General features: G+C 37.7%; 12 protein-coding genes. 2 read left to right on the forward strand and 10 right to left on the reverse strand.

From position 1 onward, the window contains the following. Positions 1-93: 93 nt before the first annotated feature. The 3 genes from rpoC to HXL38_001990 form a co-directional block, all read right to left on the reverse strand. The gene (rpoC, locus tag HXL38_001980) at positions 94-3,801 is read right to left on the reverse strand and encodes a DNA-directed RNA polymerase subunit beta' (GenBank protein ID QWB90746.2); all 3,708 of its coding nucleotides are present in this window, start codon (positions 3,799-3,801) and stop codon (positions 94-96) included. Continuing rightward, positions 3,802-7,149 carry a DNA-directed RNA polymerase subunit beta gene (locus HXL38_001985; GenBank protein ID QWB90747.2) on the reverse strand — a complete coding sequence of 1,116 codons (3,348 nt, stop codon included), beginning with the start codon at positions 7,147-7,149 and terminating at the stop codon, positions 3,802-3,804. 179 nt (positions 7,150-7,328) lie between these two features. Then, positions 7,329-7,490: a hypothetical protein gene (locus HXL38_001990; protein ID QWB90748.1), complete on the reverse strand. Its 162-nt coding sequence runs from the start codon at positions 7,488-7,490 to the stop codon at positions 7,329-7,331. 123 nt (positions 7,491-7,613) lie between these two features. Between HXL38_001990 and HXL38_001995 the strand changes: the two genes are divergently transcribed. Then, entirely contained in the window at positions 7,614-8,252 is a 639-nt protein-coding gene (locus tag HXL38_001995; GenBank protein QWB90749.2) for a hypothetical protein, read from the forward strand. Between the two features lie 27 nt (positions 8,253-8,279). On the opposite strand, the gene HXL38_002000 is transcribed toward HXL38_001995, so the two are convergent. Both HXL38_002000 and HXL38_002005 read right to left on the reverse strand, forming a co-directional pair. Next, entirely contained in the window at positions 8,280-8,879 is a 600-nt protein-coding gene (locus tag HXL38_002000; protein QWB90750.1) for an ATP-dependent Clp protease proteolytic subunit, read from the reverse strand. A gap of 9 nt (positions 8,880-8,888) precedes the next feature. After that, complete coding sequence (locus HXL38_002005; GenBank protein ID QWB90751.2) at positions 8,889-11,375, reverse strand: ATP-dependent Clp protease ATP-binding subunit; 2,487 nt, start codon at positions 11,373-11,375, stop codon at positions 8,889-8,891. Positions 11,376-11,479: 104 nt separating this feature from the next. Between HXL38_002005 and HXL38_002010 the strand changes: the two genes are divergently transcribed. Then, a complete protein-coding gene (locus HXL38_002010) occupies positions 11,480-11,986 on the forward strand; it encodes a methylated-DNA--[protein]-cysteine S-methyltransferase (GenBank protein ID QWB90752.1) in 507 nt (168 codons plus the stop codon). A 28-nt stretch (positions 11,987-12,014) separates the two neighbouring features. On the opposite strand, the gene HXL38_002015 is transcribed toward HXL38_002010, so the two are convergent. The 5 genes from HXL38_002015 to HXL38_002035 all read right to left on the reverse strand — a co-directional run bounded on the left by HXL38_002015 (position 12,015) and on the right by HXL38_002035 (position 19,567). Further along, positions 12,015-12,965: a hypothetical protein gene (locus HXL38_002015; GenBank protein QWB90753.2), complete on the reverse strand. Its 951-nt coding sequence runs from the start codon at positions 12,963-12,965 to the stop codon at positions 12,015-12,017. 102 nt (positions 12,966-13,067) lie between these two features. Next, positions 13,068-14,264, reverse strand: a complete 1,197-nt coding sequence (gene nusA / locus HXL38_002020; GenBank protein ID QWB90754.1) for a transcription termination factor NusA — start codon at positions 14,262-14,264, stop codon at positions 13,068-13,070. 93 nt (positions 14,265-14,357) lie between these two features. Next, entirely contained in the window at positions 14,358-16,409 is a 2,052-nt protein-coding gene (recG, locus tag HXL38_002025; GenBank protein ID QWB90755.2) for an ATP-dependent DNA helicase RecG, read from the reverse strand. A gap of 157 nt (positions 16,410-16,566) precedes the next feature. Further along, positions 16,567-18,642, reverse strand: coding sequence for a ribonuclease J (locus HXL38_002030; GenBank protein ID QWB90756.1), 2,076 nt, complete (start codon positions 18,640-18,642; stop codon positions 16,567-16,569). A gap of 133 nt (positions 18,643-18,775) precedes the next feature. Then, complete coding sequence (locus HXL38_002035; protein ID QWB90757.1) at positions 18,776-19,567, reverse strand: hypothetical protein; 792 nt, start codon at positions 19,565-19,567, stop codon at positions 18,776-18,778. Positions 19,568-19,894 lie beyond the last annotated feature (327 nt).

Here is a 19,894-nt window from a genome sequence, read left to right on the forward strand (position 1 = left end):
TATTCTCCTATTTTGTTTATGCTAATATTGTATCACTTTTCGTTCTTTAACGCAAATTAAAACACCGGCAACGAAGCCAGTGTTTTAAGTTTTTTATTCTTCTACTATAGAATCGTTAGTTTCGTTTTCAAATTCTTCTTTAGTTTCAACAGGTTCAGATTTTGTGTTAACCCGAGCGCCAGTTCCAACAGGAATTTTACGTCCGATAATCACATTTTCTTTTAATCCACGAAGTTTATCAATTCGGCCAGAAGTTGCTGCGTTAATCAAAACACTTGTTGTATTTTGGAAAGATGCAGCAGACAAGAAACTGTCGCTGAAAATTGAAACTTTTGTAATTCCAAGAAGTTGTTGTTTAAATTCAGCAGGTTTTTTACCTTCAGCTTCAAGAAGTTTATTTTCTTCAACAACGGCAGCTTTCGAAACTACATCGCCAATGATAAACGATGAGTCTCCGGCATCTTCAATTTGAACTCGGCTGAACATTTGACGAACGATGATTTCAAGGTGCTTCGAAGCAATATCTTGACCTTGAGCAGCATAAATTCGCAAGATTTCGTTCATAATATAGCGTTGAGTTTCTTCAACACCCTTAAATTCCATTAGGTCACGAAGATTGAGCGAACCAACAGTCAAACGGTCACCAGCCTGCACAACATCGTTTTTCGAAACAGCTAGGGCCGCAACATTTGGAATTTCGTAGCGAACTGGGTTTACATTTTCGCCATCTTCAGTTTGTCGTGGTGTAATTTGAACAATATTCATATTGCCATCTTCCCAGATATCAACCACACCAGAAACTTCAGTCATATAAGCTTGTCCCTTTGGTGAACGAGCTTCAAGAAGTTCTTCAACACGTGGCAAACCTTGTGAAATTGCACCAGAACCAGCAACACCCGAACTGTGGAATGTATTCAAAGTTAGCTGTGTTCCAGGCTCACCAACAGATTGAGCAGCAATCACACCAACCGGTTCGGCTGGATCAACAAGAAGCCCAGTTGCCATATCAATTCCGTAAGACTTTTGAGGAATTCCTGCAAGGTCTGGAGTTGAAAGAACGCTTTGAATTTTAACTTCTGTAATGTTTTCATCTTTTTCAATTGCATCGGCAATTTCTCGAGTGATTAGTTGATCAGCCTCAATATATCCAGGAACAGCTTCAGCCGTAAATCGACCATAAAGTCTATCACCGAATGAAATCATTGTCTCTTCACTTTCTGAGCGATAAATCGCAAATCCTGGATCAACTTCATTAGCTCTATCCTCAACAGAAAATACATCTTGAGCCACATCAACAAGACGGCGAGTTAGATAACCAGAATCGGCAGTTTTAAGCGCAGTCGAAATCAAACCTTGACGCGCACCACGAGTTGCCACGAAAGCTTCAAGCGAGCTCATTCCGTGAGTGTAGTTTGAGCGAATTGGAAGCTCAATTTCACGGTTAGTTGCATCCACCATAATTCCAGTCAAACCAGAAGCAAGACGAATGTTAGTTGCATTACCACGTGAACCAGAAACAGCCATTAATCCAACAGGCGAATCTGCACCTTCATGAGCTACACGCTCAGAGATTTCATCAGAAACTTCATCAATAACCTTGTGCCAGTTATCAATAATTAAGTTATAGCGTTCTTGATCAGTCAAAAGACCTTGATCATATTGCTCCTGAATCAAAGTTGTTTTAGCGTCACCACTAGCAATAATTTGAGGGATTTTTTCACTTTCGTAAACCGTGTAATCTTCCTTACCGATCGACAAACCAGATTTTGTAACAAATCGGAATGATAAACCTTTAATTTTGTCAGCAATTTTCACAGTCATTTCAGCACCATAATGTGCAAACATATCGGCCAAAATTTTGTTAATTTGCTTCTTAGTTTGTGGGTTGTTGTCGAATGGATAATCTTCTGGTAATAATTCGTTAAATAGCACACGGCCAAGAGTCGTATTTCGAATCTCACCTTTTACGAACACACGAATTGGTGTTTGAAGCGCAATTTCACCTTTATCATAAGCCATTTCGGCTTCAAAAACATTAGCGAAAGGACGCGGTTTTTTGTTCATTTCAGAATGCTTGTCGTAAGTGATGTAGTAATTTCCATAAACAACATCCTGATCAACAGAGAGCACAGGTTGACCATCTGCTGGCTTTAGCAAGTTGTGAGAAATACTCATTAAGTCACGAGCTTCTGCCTGAGCAGCATCAGAAAGTGGCAAGTGAACCGCCATCTGGTCACCATCGTAATCGGCATTAAATCCATTTGCTACAAGTGGGTGAAGCTGAATAGCTTTACCTTCAACAAGTTTTGGCTGAAAGGCCTGAATCGAAAGTCGGTGCAAAGATGGAGCACGGTTCAAAAGAATGTATTTTCCTTCAACTACAGCATCCAAAGCATCCCATACTTCTGCTTCACGAGCATCAATCAAACGAGTTGCCGAACGAATATTATGCGCATATTCTTTTTCAATCAACCAAGAAATTACGAATGGTTTAAAGAGTTCAAGTGCCATTTGTGTTGGCAAACCACACTGGTGGGCTTTCAAAGTTGGACCAACCACAATAACTGAACGACCAGAGTAGTCAACACGTTTTCCAAGCAAGTTTTGGCGGAAACGACCTTGCTTACCTTTTAACATATCGCTCAAAGATTTAAGCTTTCGGCGACCGCCGGCAGTATTAACTGAGCGACCGCTTCGTGATGCATTATTGTCAATTAGCGAATCAACAGCTTCTTGAAGCATTCGCATTTCATTACGCTTAATTACCATTGGAGCATTAAGTTCGATCAATTTCTTCAAACGATTGTTTCGGTTAATTACTCGACGATACAAATCATTTAGATCTGACGTTGCAAATCGACCACCAGTCAATTGTACCATAGGTCGCAAATCTGGAGGAATCACAGGAAGAGCTGTCAAGCATAAACTCCCCGGCTTAATTCCAGCAGCTTTCATTCCTTCGATTGTTTTTAGTCGTTTAAGAATTTTCTTCTCTCGCTGACCTCTTGCTTTTTCAGATTCTTCTTTCAAGCTTTCGATAAGCTCATCAATATCAATTTCGTCAAGCAAAGTTTTAATTGCTTCACCACCCATGCCAACTTCAATGATATCTTCATACTCTTCAGGAAGATTTCGAAAATCAGTTTCGCTCATTAGCGAACCTTTTACAAAACTATCAAGTTGATTCTTTTTCGAAACATAATTTGCGTTAAGCTCTTCAATTTCTTTAGTTTGTGCTTCAGCCAATGCTTTAATATCAGCGCCAGCTTCTTCGGCAGCCTTTTCATAGCGAATTTTAATTGCCATTCGAGCAGCTTTATCTTCAGCTTCAAGGTCGGCAATCATTTGATCACGTTTTTCTTCATCAACATTAAGAATTACATAACTTGCAAAATAAACAACACGTTCGATATTTTTAACTGTCATTCCAAGAAGAAGGCTCATTGCACTTGGAGCTCCACGCATAAACCAAATATGCGCGATTGGAGCTGCTAAAGAAATATGGCCCATTCGTTCACGGCGAACGATCGATTTTGTTACTAACTCACCATTTTTATCAACGGCAGCTTCACGAGAACGAACACCCTTTAGTTTATTATCATAAGGGTTAATATCTTTAGTTGGTCCAAAGATTTTTTCACAAAACAAACCATCACGCTCAGGTTTTTGAGTTCGATAGTTGATAGTTTCTGGCTTAGTCACTTCGCCGTAAGACCAGCTCAAAATATCTTCTGGGCTAGCAACTGCGAGGCGAACTGCATCGAAATCAGCAATCTGGTTTGAATTCACCACTTTCGCCATTTACGCTTCCTCCTTAATTTCTTCAATTTCATCAATATCTTGAATATTCATATTGTCTTCAAATTCACCGTCAGATTCATCTCGAACAGTTTCGAAATTTTCATCTTCTTCGATTATTGAACTCTCCGCATCTTTATTTCGTTCTGCAAGAAGTTCATCAGCGTCAATGCTTGAAGCATGTTGATCAAGCAAATCAACACGCAACCCAAGACCTTGCAATTCTTTCACAAGCACATTGAATGATTCTGGTAATTTTGGACCAACAATTTCATTATTTTTAATGATACTTTCGTAAGCTTTTGAACGACCAACGACATCGTCAGACTTAATTGTGAGCATTTCTTGAAGCATGTTAGCAGCACCGTAGGCTTCCAAAGCCCAAACTTCCATTTCTCCAAATCGCTGACCACCATTTTGAGCTTTACCGCCCAAAGGCTGTTGAGTAACCATTGTGTAAGGGCCAGTTGAACGAGCGTGGATTTTATCGGCAACCAAGTGGTGAAGCTTAATCATATGCATAAATCCAACAGTTGTTCGTTGTTCGAATGGTTCACCAGTTTGACCATCAAATAATTGAACTTTTCCATCTCGAGGAACGCCTGCGGCTTCAAGTTCATCACTCAAAGTTTTAGCATCGACACCGTCATATGAAGGAGTTGCAACTCGGTAGCCTTGAGTTTTTGCAGCCATTCCAAGGTGAACTTCAAAAAGCTGACCAAGGTTCATACGTGAAGGCACACCAAGCGGCGAAAGAATTACATCAATCGGAGTTCCATCTTCCATAAATGGCATATCAGCTTCTGGCAAAATTTTTGCAACAACACCTTTATTTCCGTGTCGTCCAGCCATTTTGTCTCCAACCATAATTTTGCGAGCCTCAGCTACAAAAATCTGAATTTGTTTAAGCACGCCAGCACGCATTTCATGACCATTTTCTTTCGAAAAGATTTTTACACCAATAACTTTTCCAGAACCAGTATTTTTCATTCTTTGAGAAGTATCACGAACATCTTTCGCTTTTTCACCAAAGATTGCACGCAAAAGTCGTTCTTCGCTCGAAAGTTCTTGTTCACCTTTTGGAGTAATTTTTCCAACAAGCACATCGCCAGGTTTCACCTCTGAACCAATTTGAACGATTCCGTCTTCATCCAAATGTCGCAAACTATATTCGCTAGCGTTTGGAATATCACGAGTAACAACTTCTGGCCCAAGCTTAGTTTCACGAACTTCAACCATATAATCTTTAATATTGATATTTGTTAGCATATCGGTTTTAACAAGACGGTCAGAAATAATCACAGCGTCGTCCATATTGAATCCACCCCAAGACATAAATGCCACACGGAGGTCACGGCCAAGAGCAATTTCCCCATCCTTAATACTTGCACCTTCCGCCAAAATATCACCTTTTTTAACTTTTTGGCCACGAGAAACTACAACTTTTTGATTATAACATCGGTCGTCAGCAGTTTTTTCGAAATGTTTTAGTTCGTATTTTACTGTGCCAGATGCATATTTAACCTCAACAGCAACAGAATCAGCACGAATAACTTCACCATCATCTTCAGCAACAATAATTTGACTTAAGTTTCGCGCAATATCAGCTTCAACACCAGTTCCAACAGTTGGGGCTTCATTCCAAAGAAGTGGAACGGCCTGCTTCTGCATGGCTGAACCAGTTAAAGCACGGTCGATTCGGTCGCGTTCAGCAAAAGGAATAAGCGATGCTGCTGCACCAAGAACCTGCCTGTGAACGGCGTCCATGAACGTTACTTCGCTTGAACTCACCTGCGAAGGAATTAAGTTCTTTCGAGCAGAAACCTGAGATTCAACAAAGCTTCCATCTTCGTTTAATTTTGAACCAGCATCAGCAATAATTTCGTGCATCTCATGATCAGCGTCAAGATAAACAACTTCGTCAGTAACTCTTCCGTCTTTAACCCGAAGATACGGAGCTTCAATAAAGCCATATTCGTTAATTCGGGCAAAAGTTGCGAGGTTTGTTACGAGTCCAACGTTTCCACCTTCTGGAGTTTCAACAAGACAAATTCGGCCATAATGAGTTGGGTGGCTGTCACGAACTTCAAGACCAGCACGGTCACGAGTCACACCTCCAGGGCCCATTGAACTCAAACGGCGCTTGTGAGAAAGTTCTGAAAGTGGGTTAGTTTCATCCATAACCTGAGCAAGCTGTGATCCAGCAAAAAATTCACGCACTGCAGCAACAACTGGGCGAGCATTCACTAATTGGCCAGGAGTTACAGTTTCAATATCAGTCATCGACATTCGGTCCATTGCATTTCGTTGCATTCGAAGCATACCAACACGGAATTGTCGCGCAACAAGCTCACCAACCAATTTAACTCGTCGATTATCAAGACTATCGATATCATCAACTTCACCCTGCGAATTATTCAAGCGAATAACTTCTTTAATAATTTCAAAAAGATCTTCCATTTGGAAAGAACGATTTTCAGTTGTGTTTGATGTTTCAAGCTTCAAACGTTTGTTAATTTTGTATCGACCAACGCGACCATAATCAAACCTCTTAAAGTCGAAGAACATTCGTTCAATCATATTTCGGGCATTTTCAATAGTTGCCAAATCTCCTGGGCGAAGGCGGCGGTAAACCTCAATCAAAGCTTCATTTGGGCCAGCTGATTGATCTTTTTCGAGAGTTGATTGAATAAACTTAACATCTCCGTTATCAACATCAGCAAAAATCTCTCGCATTTCAGCGTTAGTCATTCGACCAAGTGCACGCAAGAAAGTTGTTACTGGAAGTTTTCGACGACGGTCAATTTTCACGTAAATCACACCAGTTTTAGGGTCGGTTTCAAACTCTAACCAAGCGCCACGAACTGGAATCAATTTTGCGCCATAATATCTTTTTCCATCACTTCCGGTTTCAGCATTAAAATAAACACCTTCAGAACGAATCAACTGCGAAACAATAACACGTTCAGTTCCGTTAATGATGAAAGTTCCTTGGTTTGTCATCCAAGGGTAGTCACCAAGGTAAATTTCTTGTTCTTTAACTTCACCAGTAACTTTATTTGTAAGCTCAACTTGAACATGTAGCGGAGCTTCAAAAGTTAAATTATTTTCTTTCGCAAAATCTTTTGTTGTTTTTGGAGCTTGAAATTCATAGCTCTTAAATCGTAGAGCTAATTTTTGACCAGTATAGTCGTCAATTGGGTTAATCTCTTCGAAAATTTCGCTCAAACCGTTATCAACAAAATCTTTCCAAGATTCTTTTTGGTGAGCGATTAAATCTGGGGTTTCAAGAATAGCGTCTTCTTTCGAAAAGAACGCTCGTCCTGCAGCATTAAAGTGCTTTTTTGCCATTTTTCTCCTCGCATTTAAAGTGTTATTAGAATCGGCCCGAAGATTCTCCGCCTGCGACTTTCGAAATTTTGCCATCAATTTCGAAGTAAATTTCTCCGCAAGCACACTACTTCTTATCGTTCATTTTAACATATTTTTTAAAAAAAATCAATAAAAAACCGCTATTTAAGCGGTTAAAATCAATGGCTGATTAGCGAAGCATAATGATCTTGCTGCAACTTCGCTTTTTCACCTGCTAAAAGTGCTCTGTTTTCATCTGCGCCAATAGATTTACTTTTTGGCTTTTCGTGATGATGAAATCCAGTTTTTAGAACTTGTTCAAATAAATCTTTCGCTGTCATACAAATGACCTCCACTCCAAAAAATATTTTTTACCTAAGGCTTATATATTTTACGCCTTTTCAGTAAAAAGGTCAACACCTTGATTTTTTAATGTTTTCTGAGTGCGTTAGAAGGAACTTAAAATGAAGAAAATTATAAATAAAATCTTCGTTTTTTCTGCGATTTTTATCGCTTCAATTTTTATTCTTACCTCAAACAAGGCTTTTGCGCAAGATTTCCTGCCAGAAGCAGCAAAGATTTCAAATACTACTGACACGTTCAAAAAGTTTTTCGAAAAAGGTAAATCTTTCTCGAAAGATAAGTGGAGTAATTTTCAAACTGTTCGAGATAATTATTTCGAAGAGTCGATAGAGGCAAAAGGATTAACTTTTGTCGATAAAAATGGTAATCAAGTTGAGAAAGCTTATTTCTCAATCTCATCAAAGCTTAGGATTAATCCTATAATAAAAATTGTAGACGAAGACGGAAATGATGAAGTGGAAGTTTCGTCTTGGCAAGCTCGTGGCGAAAAATCTCAATTCCTTTTTATTGATACTGTCGGTTTTACTCGCGCTAAAACAAATTTCACTTCTGGCGATAATTTATTGTTACCCAAAGATAATTATTATGTTTTAGCGCTCAGAATTAAATCAAATGGAGAAAAAAACTCCCAAGAGATCTGGCCAGTGCCAGTTTCGAAAAATGAGTTTAAGCGGCTTAAGGCATTAAAAAAATCCGCCATTGGCGAAGAAGTTAAGCCAATTGACGGATATAATTACTAATAACTTATAATAGTCTCGTTCGTGAGGCTATTTTTCTTGCTTAATTATTTTATCAGCTAAGCCGTATTTTACGGCCTCCTCAGCGCTCATCCAATAGTCTCGCTCCATATCGTTTTTGAGTTTTTCCAAATCCTGACCACTATTTTTGGCCAAAATTTGTGCAAGTTTTTCTTTAAGCAATAAACTTTCTTTTAGGTCAATTTCTTGATCTGTAACTTTTCCGCGCGTACCACTTGATGGCTGATGAATCATTACTCGAGAATTCGGTAAAATTGCACGCTTACCTTTTGTTCCAGCCGCCAGCAAAAATGCCCCCATCGAAGCTTGCAAACCAATCCCAATTGTTTGTACATCTGGTTTGATAAATTTAATCGTGTCATAAATCGCCAAACCATCATAAACACTTCCGCCAGGACTATTAATGTAAAGTTTAATATCTTCATCTGGATTTTCGAAAGCCAAATGAAGAAGTTGCGCCACCACGACATTCGCCGTGTGTGAATTCACATCTTCGCCCAAAAAAATAACTCGTTCTTTTAAAAGTCGCGAATAAATATCGAACGCTCGCTCACCTCTATTAGTCTCTTCAACAACCGTTGGAACTAAATAATTCTCTGTTTTTCGCATTTTAACTCCTTAATCTTTCGAAACTTCAATTATAATTTCACCATTTTTTGCAATCGCCACAAATTGCGTTCCTTTTGATGGATTTTTTACCAAAATTTCCTCGGCTATTTTGTGCTCAAGCAAATCCTCAATTGCGCGCCTAAGCGGCCTTGCCCCATTTTTAGCATCATAGCCCTTTTCAATAATAAAATCCTTCGCTGATTTTCGAACTTTCAAATTCAAACCTTTTCGAAGCAATCGATTATTTAAGTCAGATAAAAGAATATCAAAAATCTTGCCAATTTCAGTTTTTGAAAGTGATTGAAATGTAATAATTCCGTCGAATCGGTTTAAAAGCTCAGGTTTTAGAACTTTTTCAAGAGCCTTTCGAGCAAATTTTTCATTTTTTGAATGATTCTTTTTTGAAGAACTTTCCGCCTCAAACCCGAGCGATTTTTCATTCATCATTTCGCTTGCGCCAAGATTACTTGTTAAAATTACAACAGTATTTTTAAACGAAACTTTTCTACCTTGCGAATCTGTTAACTCACCATCTTCTAAGAGTTGCAAAAGTAGATTGAAAGTATCTGGGTGAGCTTTTTCAATTTCATCAAAAAGCACTACGGAATATGGCTGACGGCGAATTTTCTCTGTTAAAGTTCCGCCTTCACCATAGCCAACATAACCAGCTGGCGCACCCAAAAGTTGCGAAGTTTTATGTTTTTCGCCAAATTCGCTCATATCAATTTTAATTAAAGATTTCGAACCGCCAAAGACCTCGTTTGCAAGCTGGCGTGAAAGTTCGGTTTTTCCAACACCAGTCGGACCAAGAAAGATAAACGAACCAATTGGACGATTTTCATCTGAAATCCCAGATTTATTGCGGCGGATTGCTTTCGAAATTTTCTCAATCGCCTCACTTTGGCCAATCACCTTTTTCGTAAGGTGTTTTTCAAGATTTTGTAGAATTTTTGCCTGATTTTTTGAAATTTTTTGAACCGGAATATTCGTTTTTAAAGAAATCGCTCGCGCTACATAATCGCTCGTTAAATTAATTTTTTTCGAACTTTTTGCTTTTTGCTCCTCTTCACTAAGTTTTTTTCTAAGTTGTGAAATTCGCGTTTTATAGAGAGCCGCGTCTTCAAAGTCTTCGTTTTCTGCCGCTCGAATTTGCTTTTCATTTAATTTTTCAATCTCACGCGAGAATTCTAAAATTTTATTCGGTTTCGACACCTTCTCGCTCGCAGCTAGCGCACCAGCCTCATCTAAAATATCAATAGCTTTGTCTGGCATTTGGCGGTCAAAAATATACCTCGCGCTCATATCAACGATTTCACCCAAAACTTCATCAGAAACTTCAATATTATGATATTTTTCATATTTTTCTCGCAAACCTTTTAAAATATCAATCGTTTCATTCAAGCTTGGTTCTTCAACCTGAACAGATTGAAAACGCCGATTCAATGCAGAATCTTTCTCAATCGATTTTTTAAATTCATCAAAAGTTGTGGCACCGATTAGTTTAATTTTTCCACGAGCGAGCGCTGGCTTTAAAATATTCGCCGCATCCATTGCGCCTTCCGCCGAGCCAGTTCCTGCTAAAAGATGAATTTCATCAATAAATGCAATTATTTCTTGATGTTTTTCAAGCGCTTTAATTACATTTTTTAGCCGCTCTTCAAATTGACCACGAAATTTCGTACCAGCCAACATTCCAGCTAAATCAATTTCAAAAATTCGCTTTCCAATTAGTTGTGATGGGACTTGTTCTTTCGAAATTTTTTGAGCAAGAAGTTCAACTACAGCGGTTTTTCCAACTCCAGCCTCACCAATCAAAACTGGATTTGATTTCGTGCGACGAAGCAGAACCGTAATTAATCTCTGGACTTCAGTTTCACGCCCAATTACTGGATTAAGTTCGCCATTTTTAGCTTTTTCTGTCAAATCTTCACCAAATTTCTTCAAAATTGCAATTTCACGGCTGGATTGTTGCTTCTCTGAATTCTTTCGAAAGCTTTTTTGCTCAATTTCATCAATTCCATCAGCTGAATTTTCGTTCGAAAATAAAATATCAAAAGCATTAACTAACCCCTCAATATCAGCCCCAGTTTGCCGAAGCACAACCTGCAATTTTAAATCTTTTTGCTTTAAAATTGAGAAAAGTAGGTTTTTTGTGCCAATTTCATTATCGTCACCAGAAATTAAACTCGCCATTTTTAATGCAAAAACTGCGCGGTCGGTTAAAGCTCGCACATTTGGATCTGCAAAATCTGGCAGACTTTTCGAAATTGGCGGATTTTCAACAAAAAAATCATATAAATCTTCAAATTTTAAGCCGTATTCATATGCTAAAGTTGCCGCCGAAGATTCGCGATTTGCTAAAATTCCTAACAAAATATGTTCAATTCCAATGTAGCCAGTTTTAAATTTACGAGAGAAGAATTCTGCTCGCTCCAAACTTTTGTGCGAATTTTCACTCATTCGCGAAATAATTTCTTGAAAGTCTTCAGGTATCATAACTCTATTTTATCATACTTTTAGCACTCTTACAATATGAGTGCTAATAATTTCTTATTTTATTTGACTTTTTAGGCTTTTTTATATATAATTGTCATATTAAAATGCGTGAACTAAAACTTTCTAAAATCCAAACGCCACTTGGCGAAATGACGGCAATCGCTCATGACGATGCTTTGGTTTTTTTGGAATTTCAAGATAATGAAAATTTCGAAAAAGATTTAGCTCAAATTAAAGAGTTTTTTGAAGTTGAAAATATTGAAGAAGGCGAAAATCTACCAATTAAACAGATACGCATTGAACTTGAAGATTATTTTAAACACCCTTTTGCAGGTTTTAAAACACCAATCGAAATGATTGGAACAGATTTTCAAAAACAGGTTTGGGAGGAGCTTCAGAATATTCGCTCCGGCTCAACCTCAACATATTCTGAAATTGCCGAAAAAATTGAAAATCCTAACGCCGTTCGTGCGGTTGGCAACGCTCTGAACGCGAATAAGCTTTCCATAATTATTCCATGCCATCGAGTTCTTACGAAAGATATGGATTTTGGTGGTTATAACGGAGGACAAAACCGTAAAAGCTGGCTTCTTCAGCACGAGGGAATTTAAAAAAAACGCTCAACTAGAGCGTTTTAATTTAGAGGCTTTCGAAGTATTTTATAACTTCTTTCAGATCTTTGATATATTTGTTACAGTTTCCAGAAGCCATCATCATTGCCGGAACCGCCAAAGCGTAGTCATAGCAATTTCCAGTATCGCAATATAATCCGTTAATACGAACTGCATAGAATTTCATTCCATCATTCATTGCATTTTGTACAGGAATCTGATACATTAGCTCGCCATTTCCGTCAAACTTTTTCTCGTAATCACTCATATATTTAATGAGTTTATTTTCGAAAATTGCTCCACGAACACTTGCGAGCTCACTTTTAGCATTTTCGAAACCTGGTTTTTCGTCGATTTTTTCAACCTCTAAGACCAAATTGTCGTCTTTGTATCGCGGACGATGAATGATTTCACCCACTACAATTGCATACTTTTCGTATTCATTATCATTCTGCACTTGCTTAACCGGCAAAATACTTCCACCAAACTTTTCATAAGCTTCAAAAATTTGCTCGAATTCATTTTTACCAACTGTTGCAAAGTTATCATCTGGGAAAAAGTAAGCAAAATCACTCTCACCAATGAAATCAATAACTTTAGGTGTGCTGAGTGGAGCTTGATTACCGTAGAATTTGCAATCTTGTTGGATAAATTTTGCTGGAGCTAAAAACTCAAGTCGTTCAACTTTTTCAGCAAAATCATGTTTGCCCTTACTTCGAAGTTCTTCGACAATTGCTTTTTTACTTTCGAAAACACTTTTTATTGAAGTTTTTTCAGGACTAATAACGATTGCAATATTTTTAACCGGTATTCCAGCTTGAACTAGTTTTTCCACCAAAACCACAATCGAATTCTGCAAAAAGCTTTCAAAAGGTATTGGTAGTAATTCTTTGGCGAATCCTGTAGTCGCTGGATATCCACGCGTACCATTTCCTGCCGCAGGAATGATGACTTTCAATTCTTTACGTTTCTTTCGCATATCTAAATGCCTCCTTTTTTAAGTACTTTGGTCGCCCAAAGCCAATGCAATAATTATAACACGAGAAAAGCTAGCAGTCAACCCTGCTAGCTCTTAAAATGTTTATTGTTCTTCTCCGCCGAATTTCTCGCGGTCGCTTTCATCTCCGTCGAGGTTTTCAACAACTTCACTTTCAGTCGCTTCATTTAAAGCACTGAACAAGCCATCTTCAACATTTCCACGTGGTTTTTTTTCGGTAGATTTAGCAAGTTCAATATCAAGCTCATAGCCCGTTAGTCGACTTGCAAGGCGAACATTCTGCCCAGCGCGACCAATTGCAACACTTTGTTGATCTTCACTCACAAGCACAGTTGCTCGTTTGCGTTCGTTTTCACCAGTTTCTTTAATTTGAACTTCAACAACTTCTGCAGGACTTAACGCCTCACGGATAAATTCGCTTGGGTTTTCGCTCCAAGTTACAATATCAATTTTTTCACGTTCACCAATTTCATTCATAACAGATTGAACTCGCACACCACGACTACCAACAAAAGTTCCAACTGGATCAACACCGTTCATAATTGAACGAACCGCCATCTTAGTTCGGCGACCAGCCTCACGAGCAATAGCCACAATTTCAACCATTCCAGTTTCTAGTTCTGGCACTTCTTGTTCGAAAAGAATTTCAACGAATTTAGCATCTGCACGTGAAAGAATCAACTCCGGTGCACGACCTTCACGTTCAATTTCTTTAATAAGAACTTTAATCCGCTGGCCAACACTAAAATATTCACCATTAATTTGTTCGCGGAGTGGCATAACTCCATTTGCTTTTCCTAAATCAATTCTCACAAATCGTTGGTCAATTTTCGAAACCGAACCACTTACGATAGTACCAACTTTATCTTCGAATTCTTCAAGAATAATCTCACGTTCAGCTTCACGGAGTCGTTGCAAAACAACTTGCTTAGCAGTTTGGGCGGCCACACGACCAAAAGTTTCAACTGGGAATTTCTCTTCAACAATTTCGCCAATTTCAGCATTTGCATCAAGTTTTTTTGCATCTTCAAGAGAAATCTCGTTATTAATATTATAAGCTTCTTCGCCGTCAACAACTTCATATTGAACAAAAACTTCAGCATCACCAGTTTGAGTATTTAGCTCTGCTCGAACATTTTGGTCACGATTTCCGTTCTCGCGTCGCCAAGCAGCCGCAATCGCCATTTCAATAACTTCTAAAACTTTTTCTTCTGGTAAATTTTTTTCAGCTGCAATTGTTTTTGCCGCCAACATCATTTGTTTAATATTTAAATCTTCCATTTTATCCTTTCGAAATAATTTCTTATGAAAAATGCCGACCTGGTGGCCGACTACCTTTCAATTTTAGCACAATTTATTTTTTTCGTCAAGCTTCTAATTTAATAAAGTTAATCTTTGGTATTTTTCAAGTGATTTTGGCTTTTCTCTCAAATATTCTTGCCAATATTTTTGATTTTCGAACAAAAAATCCACCGCAGATTGTGCTCGCGAAATCATTTTTGTGTCACCGATACTTGCGAATTCCAGATTAATTTCTCCACTTTGTGCCTTGCCGTAAATTTCACCAGCACCACGAAGTTCTAAATCCTTTTCCGCCAAAATAAATCCATCATTGGTTTTCGAAATTTCTTGGAGCCTCTGTGGCGGTTTTGCATTTGAGCTCATTACAAGATAACAAAAAGCATCACCACCACCACGACCAACTCGCCCACGAAGCTGATGAAGCTGTGCTAAACCAAAACGATCCGCGTTCTCAATAACAATTACACTCGCATTCGGAACGTTAATTCCAACTTCAATAACGGTAGTTGAAAGCAGAATATCAGCTTTTTTTGCCAAAAAATCTGCCATTATTTGCTCTTTTTCTTCCGACTTCTTTTTACCATGAAGCTGTAAAATTCTAAATTCCTTAAAATCACGCTTTAATCGTTTAAATTCTGCCTCAACACTTTTAATTTCCTCGTTTTTTCCTTCTTGAATTGCCGGAACAATTACAAAAACTTGCCGTCCATTCGAAATTTCATCTCTAATCCTTGCATTCATCGGCGCACGAGAAGCTGGTGAGATGATTTCAGTTTGAACTGGCTTTCTCCCTTCAGGCTTTTCTTTCAATATTGAAATACTCAAATCACCAAAAAGTGTTAATTGTAACGATCTTGGAATTGGCGTAGCAGTCATTGCAAGTAGATGTGGCATTTTTTGGTGAGATTTTTCAAGAATTTTTTGCCTTTGAGCAACACCAAAACGGTGCTGTTCATCAATAATCACCAAACCGAGATTCAAAAAATCCACTTTTTCTTGAATGATCGCACTCGTACCGACTAAAATATCAAGATTACCATTTTTTAGATTTTCGAAAAGTGTTTTACGAGCCTTTCCTTTTACCTTTCCTGAAAGAAAGCCAATCGAAATACCACACCAAGCCAAAGTTTTTGAAAAATTTTCAGCTAATTGCTGTGCAAGAATTTCAGTTGGCGCAAAAACTGCCACTTGATAACCATTTTTTACCGCATTTAATGCCGCAATTGCCGCCACGGTTGTCTTTCCGGAACCAACATCGCCTTGCAAAAGCCGGTTCATCGGAAAATCCTGACTCATATTTTGCATAATCTCCCAAGAAGAAAGCCTTTGCGATTGCGTCAAATCAAAAGGTAGCTTTCCAACAAATTGCTTCACATCTTGGATTTTTGGCTTGATATTGTATCCACGAAGTTGCTCATTTTCAATTTTATTTAATTTTGCAGCCAAAATTAGCTCAAAAATTTCATCAAAAGCAAGCCGTTCAAGTGCTAGATTAAATTCTTCTGCCGAACCAGGAAAATGCACCCATTCAATTGCTTGTGCGCGTGAAATTAGTTCTTCTTTTCGAACAATAATTTCAGGCAAAGTTTCAGGCAGAATCTTCATCATTGGTTTTAATTCTGTTAAAATTTTTCGAATTGTTTCAGTTTTTAAACCTTTTTTTTGCGGGTAAATCGGTACAATTTCTCCACCTTTACCTGAAAAATTTTGATTTTTTGGCAATTCTTCGCGCTTCATTAAACTTGGATTCGTAATTTGATAGCGATTATAGTTAAAATCATACTTTCCTGAAAAGAAAAATTCTTCTTCATCTTGAAGCTGTTTTACGCGGTATGGCTGATTAAACCAAATTGCTTTAATTTTATCTTTCCCGTCAGTTAAAATTGCCTCGGTTATTGTCATTCCACGCCGAACTCGACGCATCGAAACTTTTTCGGCATGAGCTTTAAAAAGAACCTTCCCTGGTTTAATCTCACTTAAACTAGTTAAACTTGCAAAATCCTCATATTTTCGTGGAAAAAACTCCAAAATATCACCAACAGTTCGCAAATTAACACTTTCGAGTTTCTCGAGAGTTTTTTCACCAACACCCTTTACCAAACCTAACGAAGAATTTAAATTCATTACTAAATTTTAACATCTTTTGGAGTTTTTTTCAATTTTCGAAAAACATCTAATTATTTGCTCCTGTTTTTAGGTGGTTTTATTTATATAATAGTTGCACCAGATAAAATTAGTTAATAATAAAAAATCGCCCGTTTTGAGCGATTTTCGAAACAGATTAAACTTTATTTACTACTGGAATAACAATTGGCGTATGACCAGTCGAATCAAACAATAGGTGCGAAATATCATCTTTGATTTCTTGTTTCATGTCAGCAATTTCAACTTTTCGTTCAACTTCGCGGTCGATTTTAATCCGCAAATAATGACGAATTTTACCAATCAATTCTTCGCTATCTTTTAGATAAACAAATCCACGCGAAATCACATCCGGCGTTTTAAGAAGTCTGCCAGTTTTCTTGCTAATTGTTAGCACGATAATGAAAATACCTTCAGTTGAAATATGCAATCGGTCTTTCACAACAGCATCATGAACCGTATTTCCAGTGTTATCATAAAGAATTGAACCAACATGAACACGACCACCTTTTTTAATTTTCTTTTCTTTTGTAAGCTCAATGATATCACCACTGTCAGCAACAAGAATTTCTTCTCGTTTTAATCCAAGAACTTTCTGCGCCATTTCAGCATTATGTTGGAGCATATAAAATTCACCATGAACTGGGAGGTAATTTCTTGGGCGAATAGTTTCCACCAATCGAACGTGGTCATCGTAGTAAGCATGCCCTGAAAGATGGAGTGGACCAATGCCGTGATAATGACCGCGACCGTGCTGAATTACGCCGGCACCTTCCCGCAAGAGCCCATCAACGGTCGAAGCTACACGAGGCTCATTTCCTGGAATCGGACTTGAAGAAAATACCACAACATCTGTTGCTTTAATTTTAACAAATCGGTGAGCGCCAGTTGCCATTCGGTTTAGAACAGCGTTTAATTCACCTTGTGAGCCAGTGCAGACGATCGTAACTTTCGAATCATCAAGCTTCACGATATCTTCCATTTTTACAATAACATCTTTTGGAACTTTAATTTTTCGTGACCTCAATGCAATTTCAATCGCATTAATCATTGAAAATCCAGCAAACGCAACCTTGCGGTCGTGCTTTACTGCTTCATCTAAAATTAATTGCAGGCGGTAAATCTGGCTTGAAAAACAAGAAAAAATTAATCGTGCATGTGGATACGCCGTCATCACTTCGCCAACACTTTCACCAATAGAATACTCACTGTGTGGGTGTGTTCCTGGTGTATCAATATTAGTACTTTCGTTCATCAATAGATCAACACCTTCGGTTTGCGCAATTTCAGCAAGCCGTGGGAGATCGAATTGAGTATCAACCGGATCGTTTTCGAAACGCCAGTCACCCATATGAACAATATTCCCATTTGGCGTACGAATAACCATTGCCACACAGCCAGGAATCGAGTGTAAAACATGCACAAATTCAAGTGTCATATATTTCGAAATTCTAATTTGCTCATGTTTGAATGGGTCAACAATTTGATAATTTGGCGAAACTTCGACAACCGCCTCTTCCATCTGGCGTTTAATCATTCCAATCGTGAAATCGGTTGCATAAATTGGAATATTATTTCCAAATTCAGGTAAAAGCTGGCGGACAGCACCAATATGATCAAGGTGAGCGTGCGTAAATGCAACAGCCTTAACTTTGTGCATGTTATCTTTTAGATAAGTGATATCTGGCGTCATGAAATTTACACCAGGGTAGTCTTCATTCGGAAAAATCGAACCCATATCAATCACTAAAATTTCATCCATATATTCAATTGCGAACATATTTTTACCAATTCCAAATTCACCCAAGCCACCGAGCGGAATTACTCGCACACTATCCTTTTCTGGGCGAAGTTTTTTCAATTTTGAAGCTGTTAGCTGCTCACCATTAAAACCGTTAAAAAGTGATTTATTAACAGGAATATTAACAATATGCTGAGTTGCGCGCATATTAATATCATTCGAAATCATTCGTTGAGCTCGCACAACCGCACCACGACGCGTTGTTGTTGGTAAATTCACCTTTTTAGTGTCAGATTTTTGAACTCGAGTTTGCTTTGAAATATTCTTAGCTTTTTGAGCGATTTTTGCATTCTTCTCATTGCTTTCATTTTTAGTATTTCCAACATATTTATCTCGATTTTTTTGCAAATCTTGAGCTTTTTTCTGCAAGTTAGCACGCTTTCGAGCCTGCTTCTCATTAAAATTATCAGTCATTTTTCTCCTTAAATTAAAGCGTTCGAAAAGTTATTTTTAGGTCGGATTCTTCGAACAAGTAATATTTTAGTATTCTTATTTTATCAAATTTCAAGTTTAAAGTCAAATAAAAAAGAGCCCGTGGGGCCCTAAATCATAAGCGTGAAGCACGGTATCTCTCAATTAAGCTGAACTCATAGCCTTTTTTAGTAAGAGCCTTATAAGCTCTTTTTAGATCCTTCTTCAAATTATTGTCAAGCTTTCTAATTTCAGTTTTCGAGCACAAAATTGAAGAAAGACCGCGATAGATTATCTTATCAAGATGAGAATTACATCCTCTTATAAATTGGTCGATAGACCATTTGTAATTGCTACTTATAATAATCACAAAATTTATACCATAGGTATTGTATCTTTCACAGATACTCAACCCCGTGAAATATATATTGTTCATGAGCCTTTCAATTTCAATTTCACTTTCACTTTCGCTTTCACTCTCAATTTCACTCTCAATTTCGCTTTCACTCTCACTAGCTAACCTATCAACAATAGGTCTTAAGGAGTGGAGAATTACCACAGATTCCTCAAATCCAAGCTGATCATCTTGCGTGATCAAATTGATAATATTTCCAGCAATAGCAGATGCCATTTGCTTTGGAGTATTTAGGATGCTTTTGTCAACCGCTTCAGAAAACCGCCTCTTGAAACTTTCCAGAAAATTCAAAACTTTTTCTAATTTTTCTCGATCTTCATCGTATTCCTCACTATATTCAACATTGCTATGGAATTCTGCCGCAATTGTTAAAATAGTCTCTAACTCTTCAATATCGCAGTCTTTAATCGCCGCCAAAGCCATCTTAACATCTGAAACTAATGGGTAAAGATACAATTCGCCCTCACAATAATTTCTACTTTCCTCTTTAAAAAGAACTTCATATAATAACATTTTTGTTACCTCCAAAAATATATAGAATATAAATATTATACCTATTTTTACATTTTTTGTCAATTGTAAATTCCCTACTCAGCAAGCAAAGATATATAAACTATTCTAAAGAAACAAGAAAAATGATAAACAAAGAATAAAAGCAATCCTTCGAGTTTTAGCAAGATAAAGACCTAACCCTTTTATATTGTTAAAAAGGTAGGTTTTAATAAAATATCTCTTTTTTTGCATAAAAATACGCTTCTAAAGTCCTTTTGTAAACTATGAATTAAAATATGTTATACCAGATTTTCAAAAAAAGAAGACCCCGCATAATTAGCAGGGCTT

This window comes from Candidatus Saccharimonas sp. (assembly GCA_015256915.3).
Lineage (GTDB): Bacteria > Patescibacteriota > Saccharimonadia > Saccharimonadales > Saccharimonadaceae > Nanogingivalis.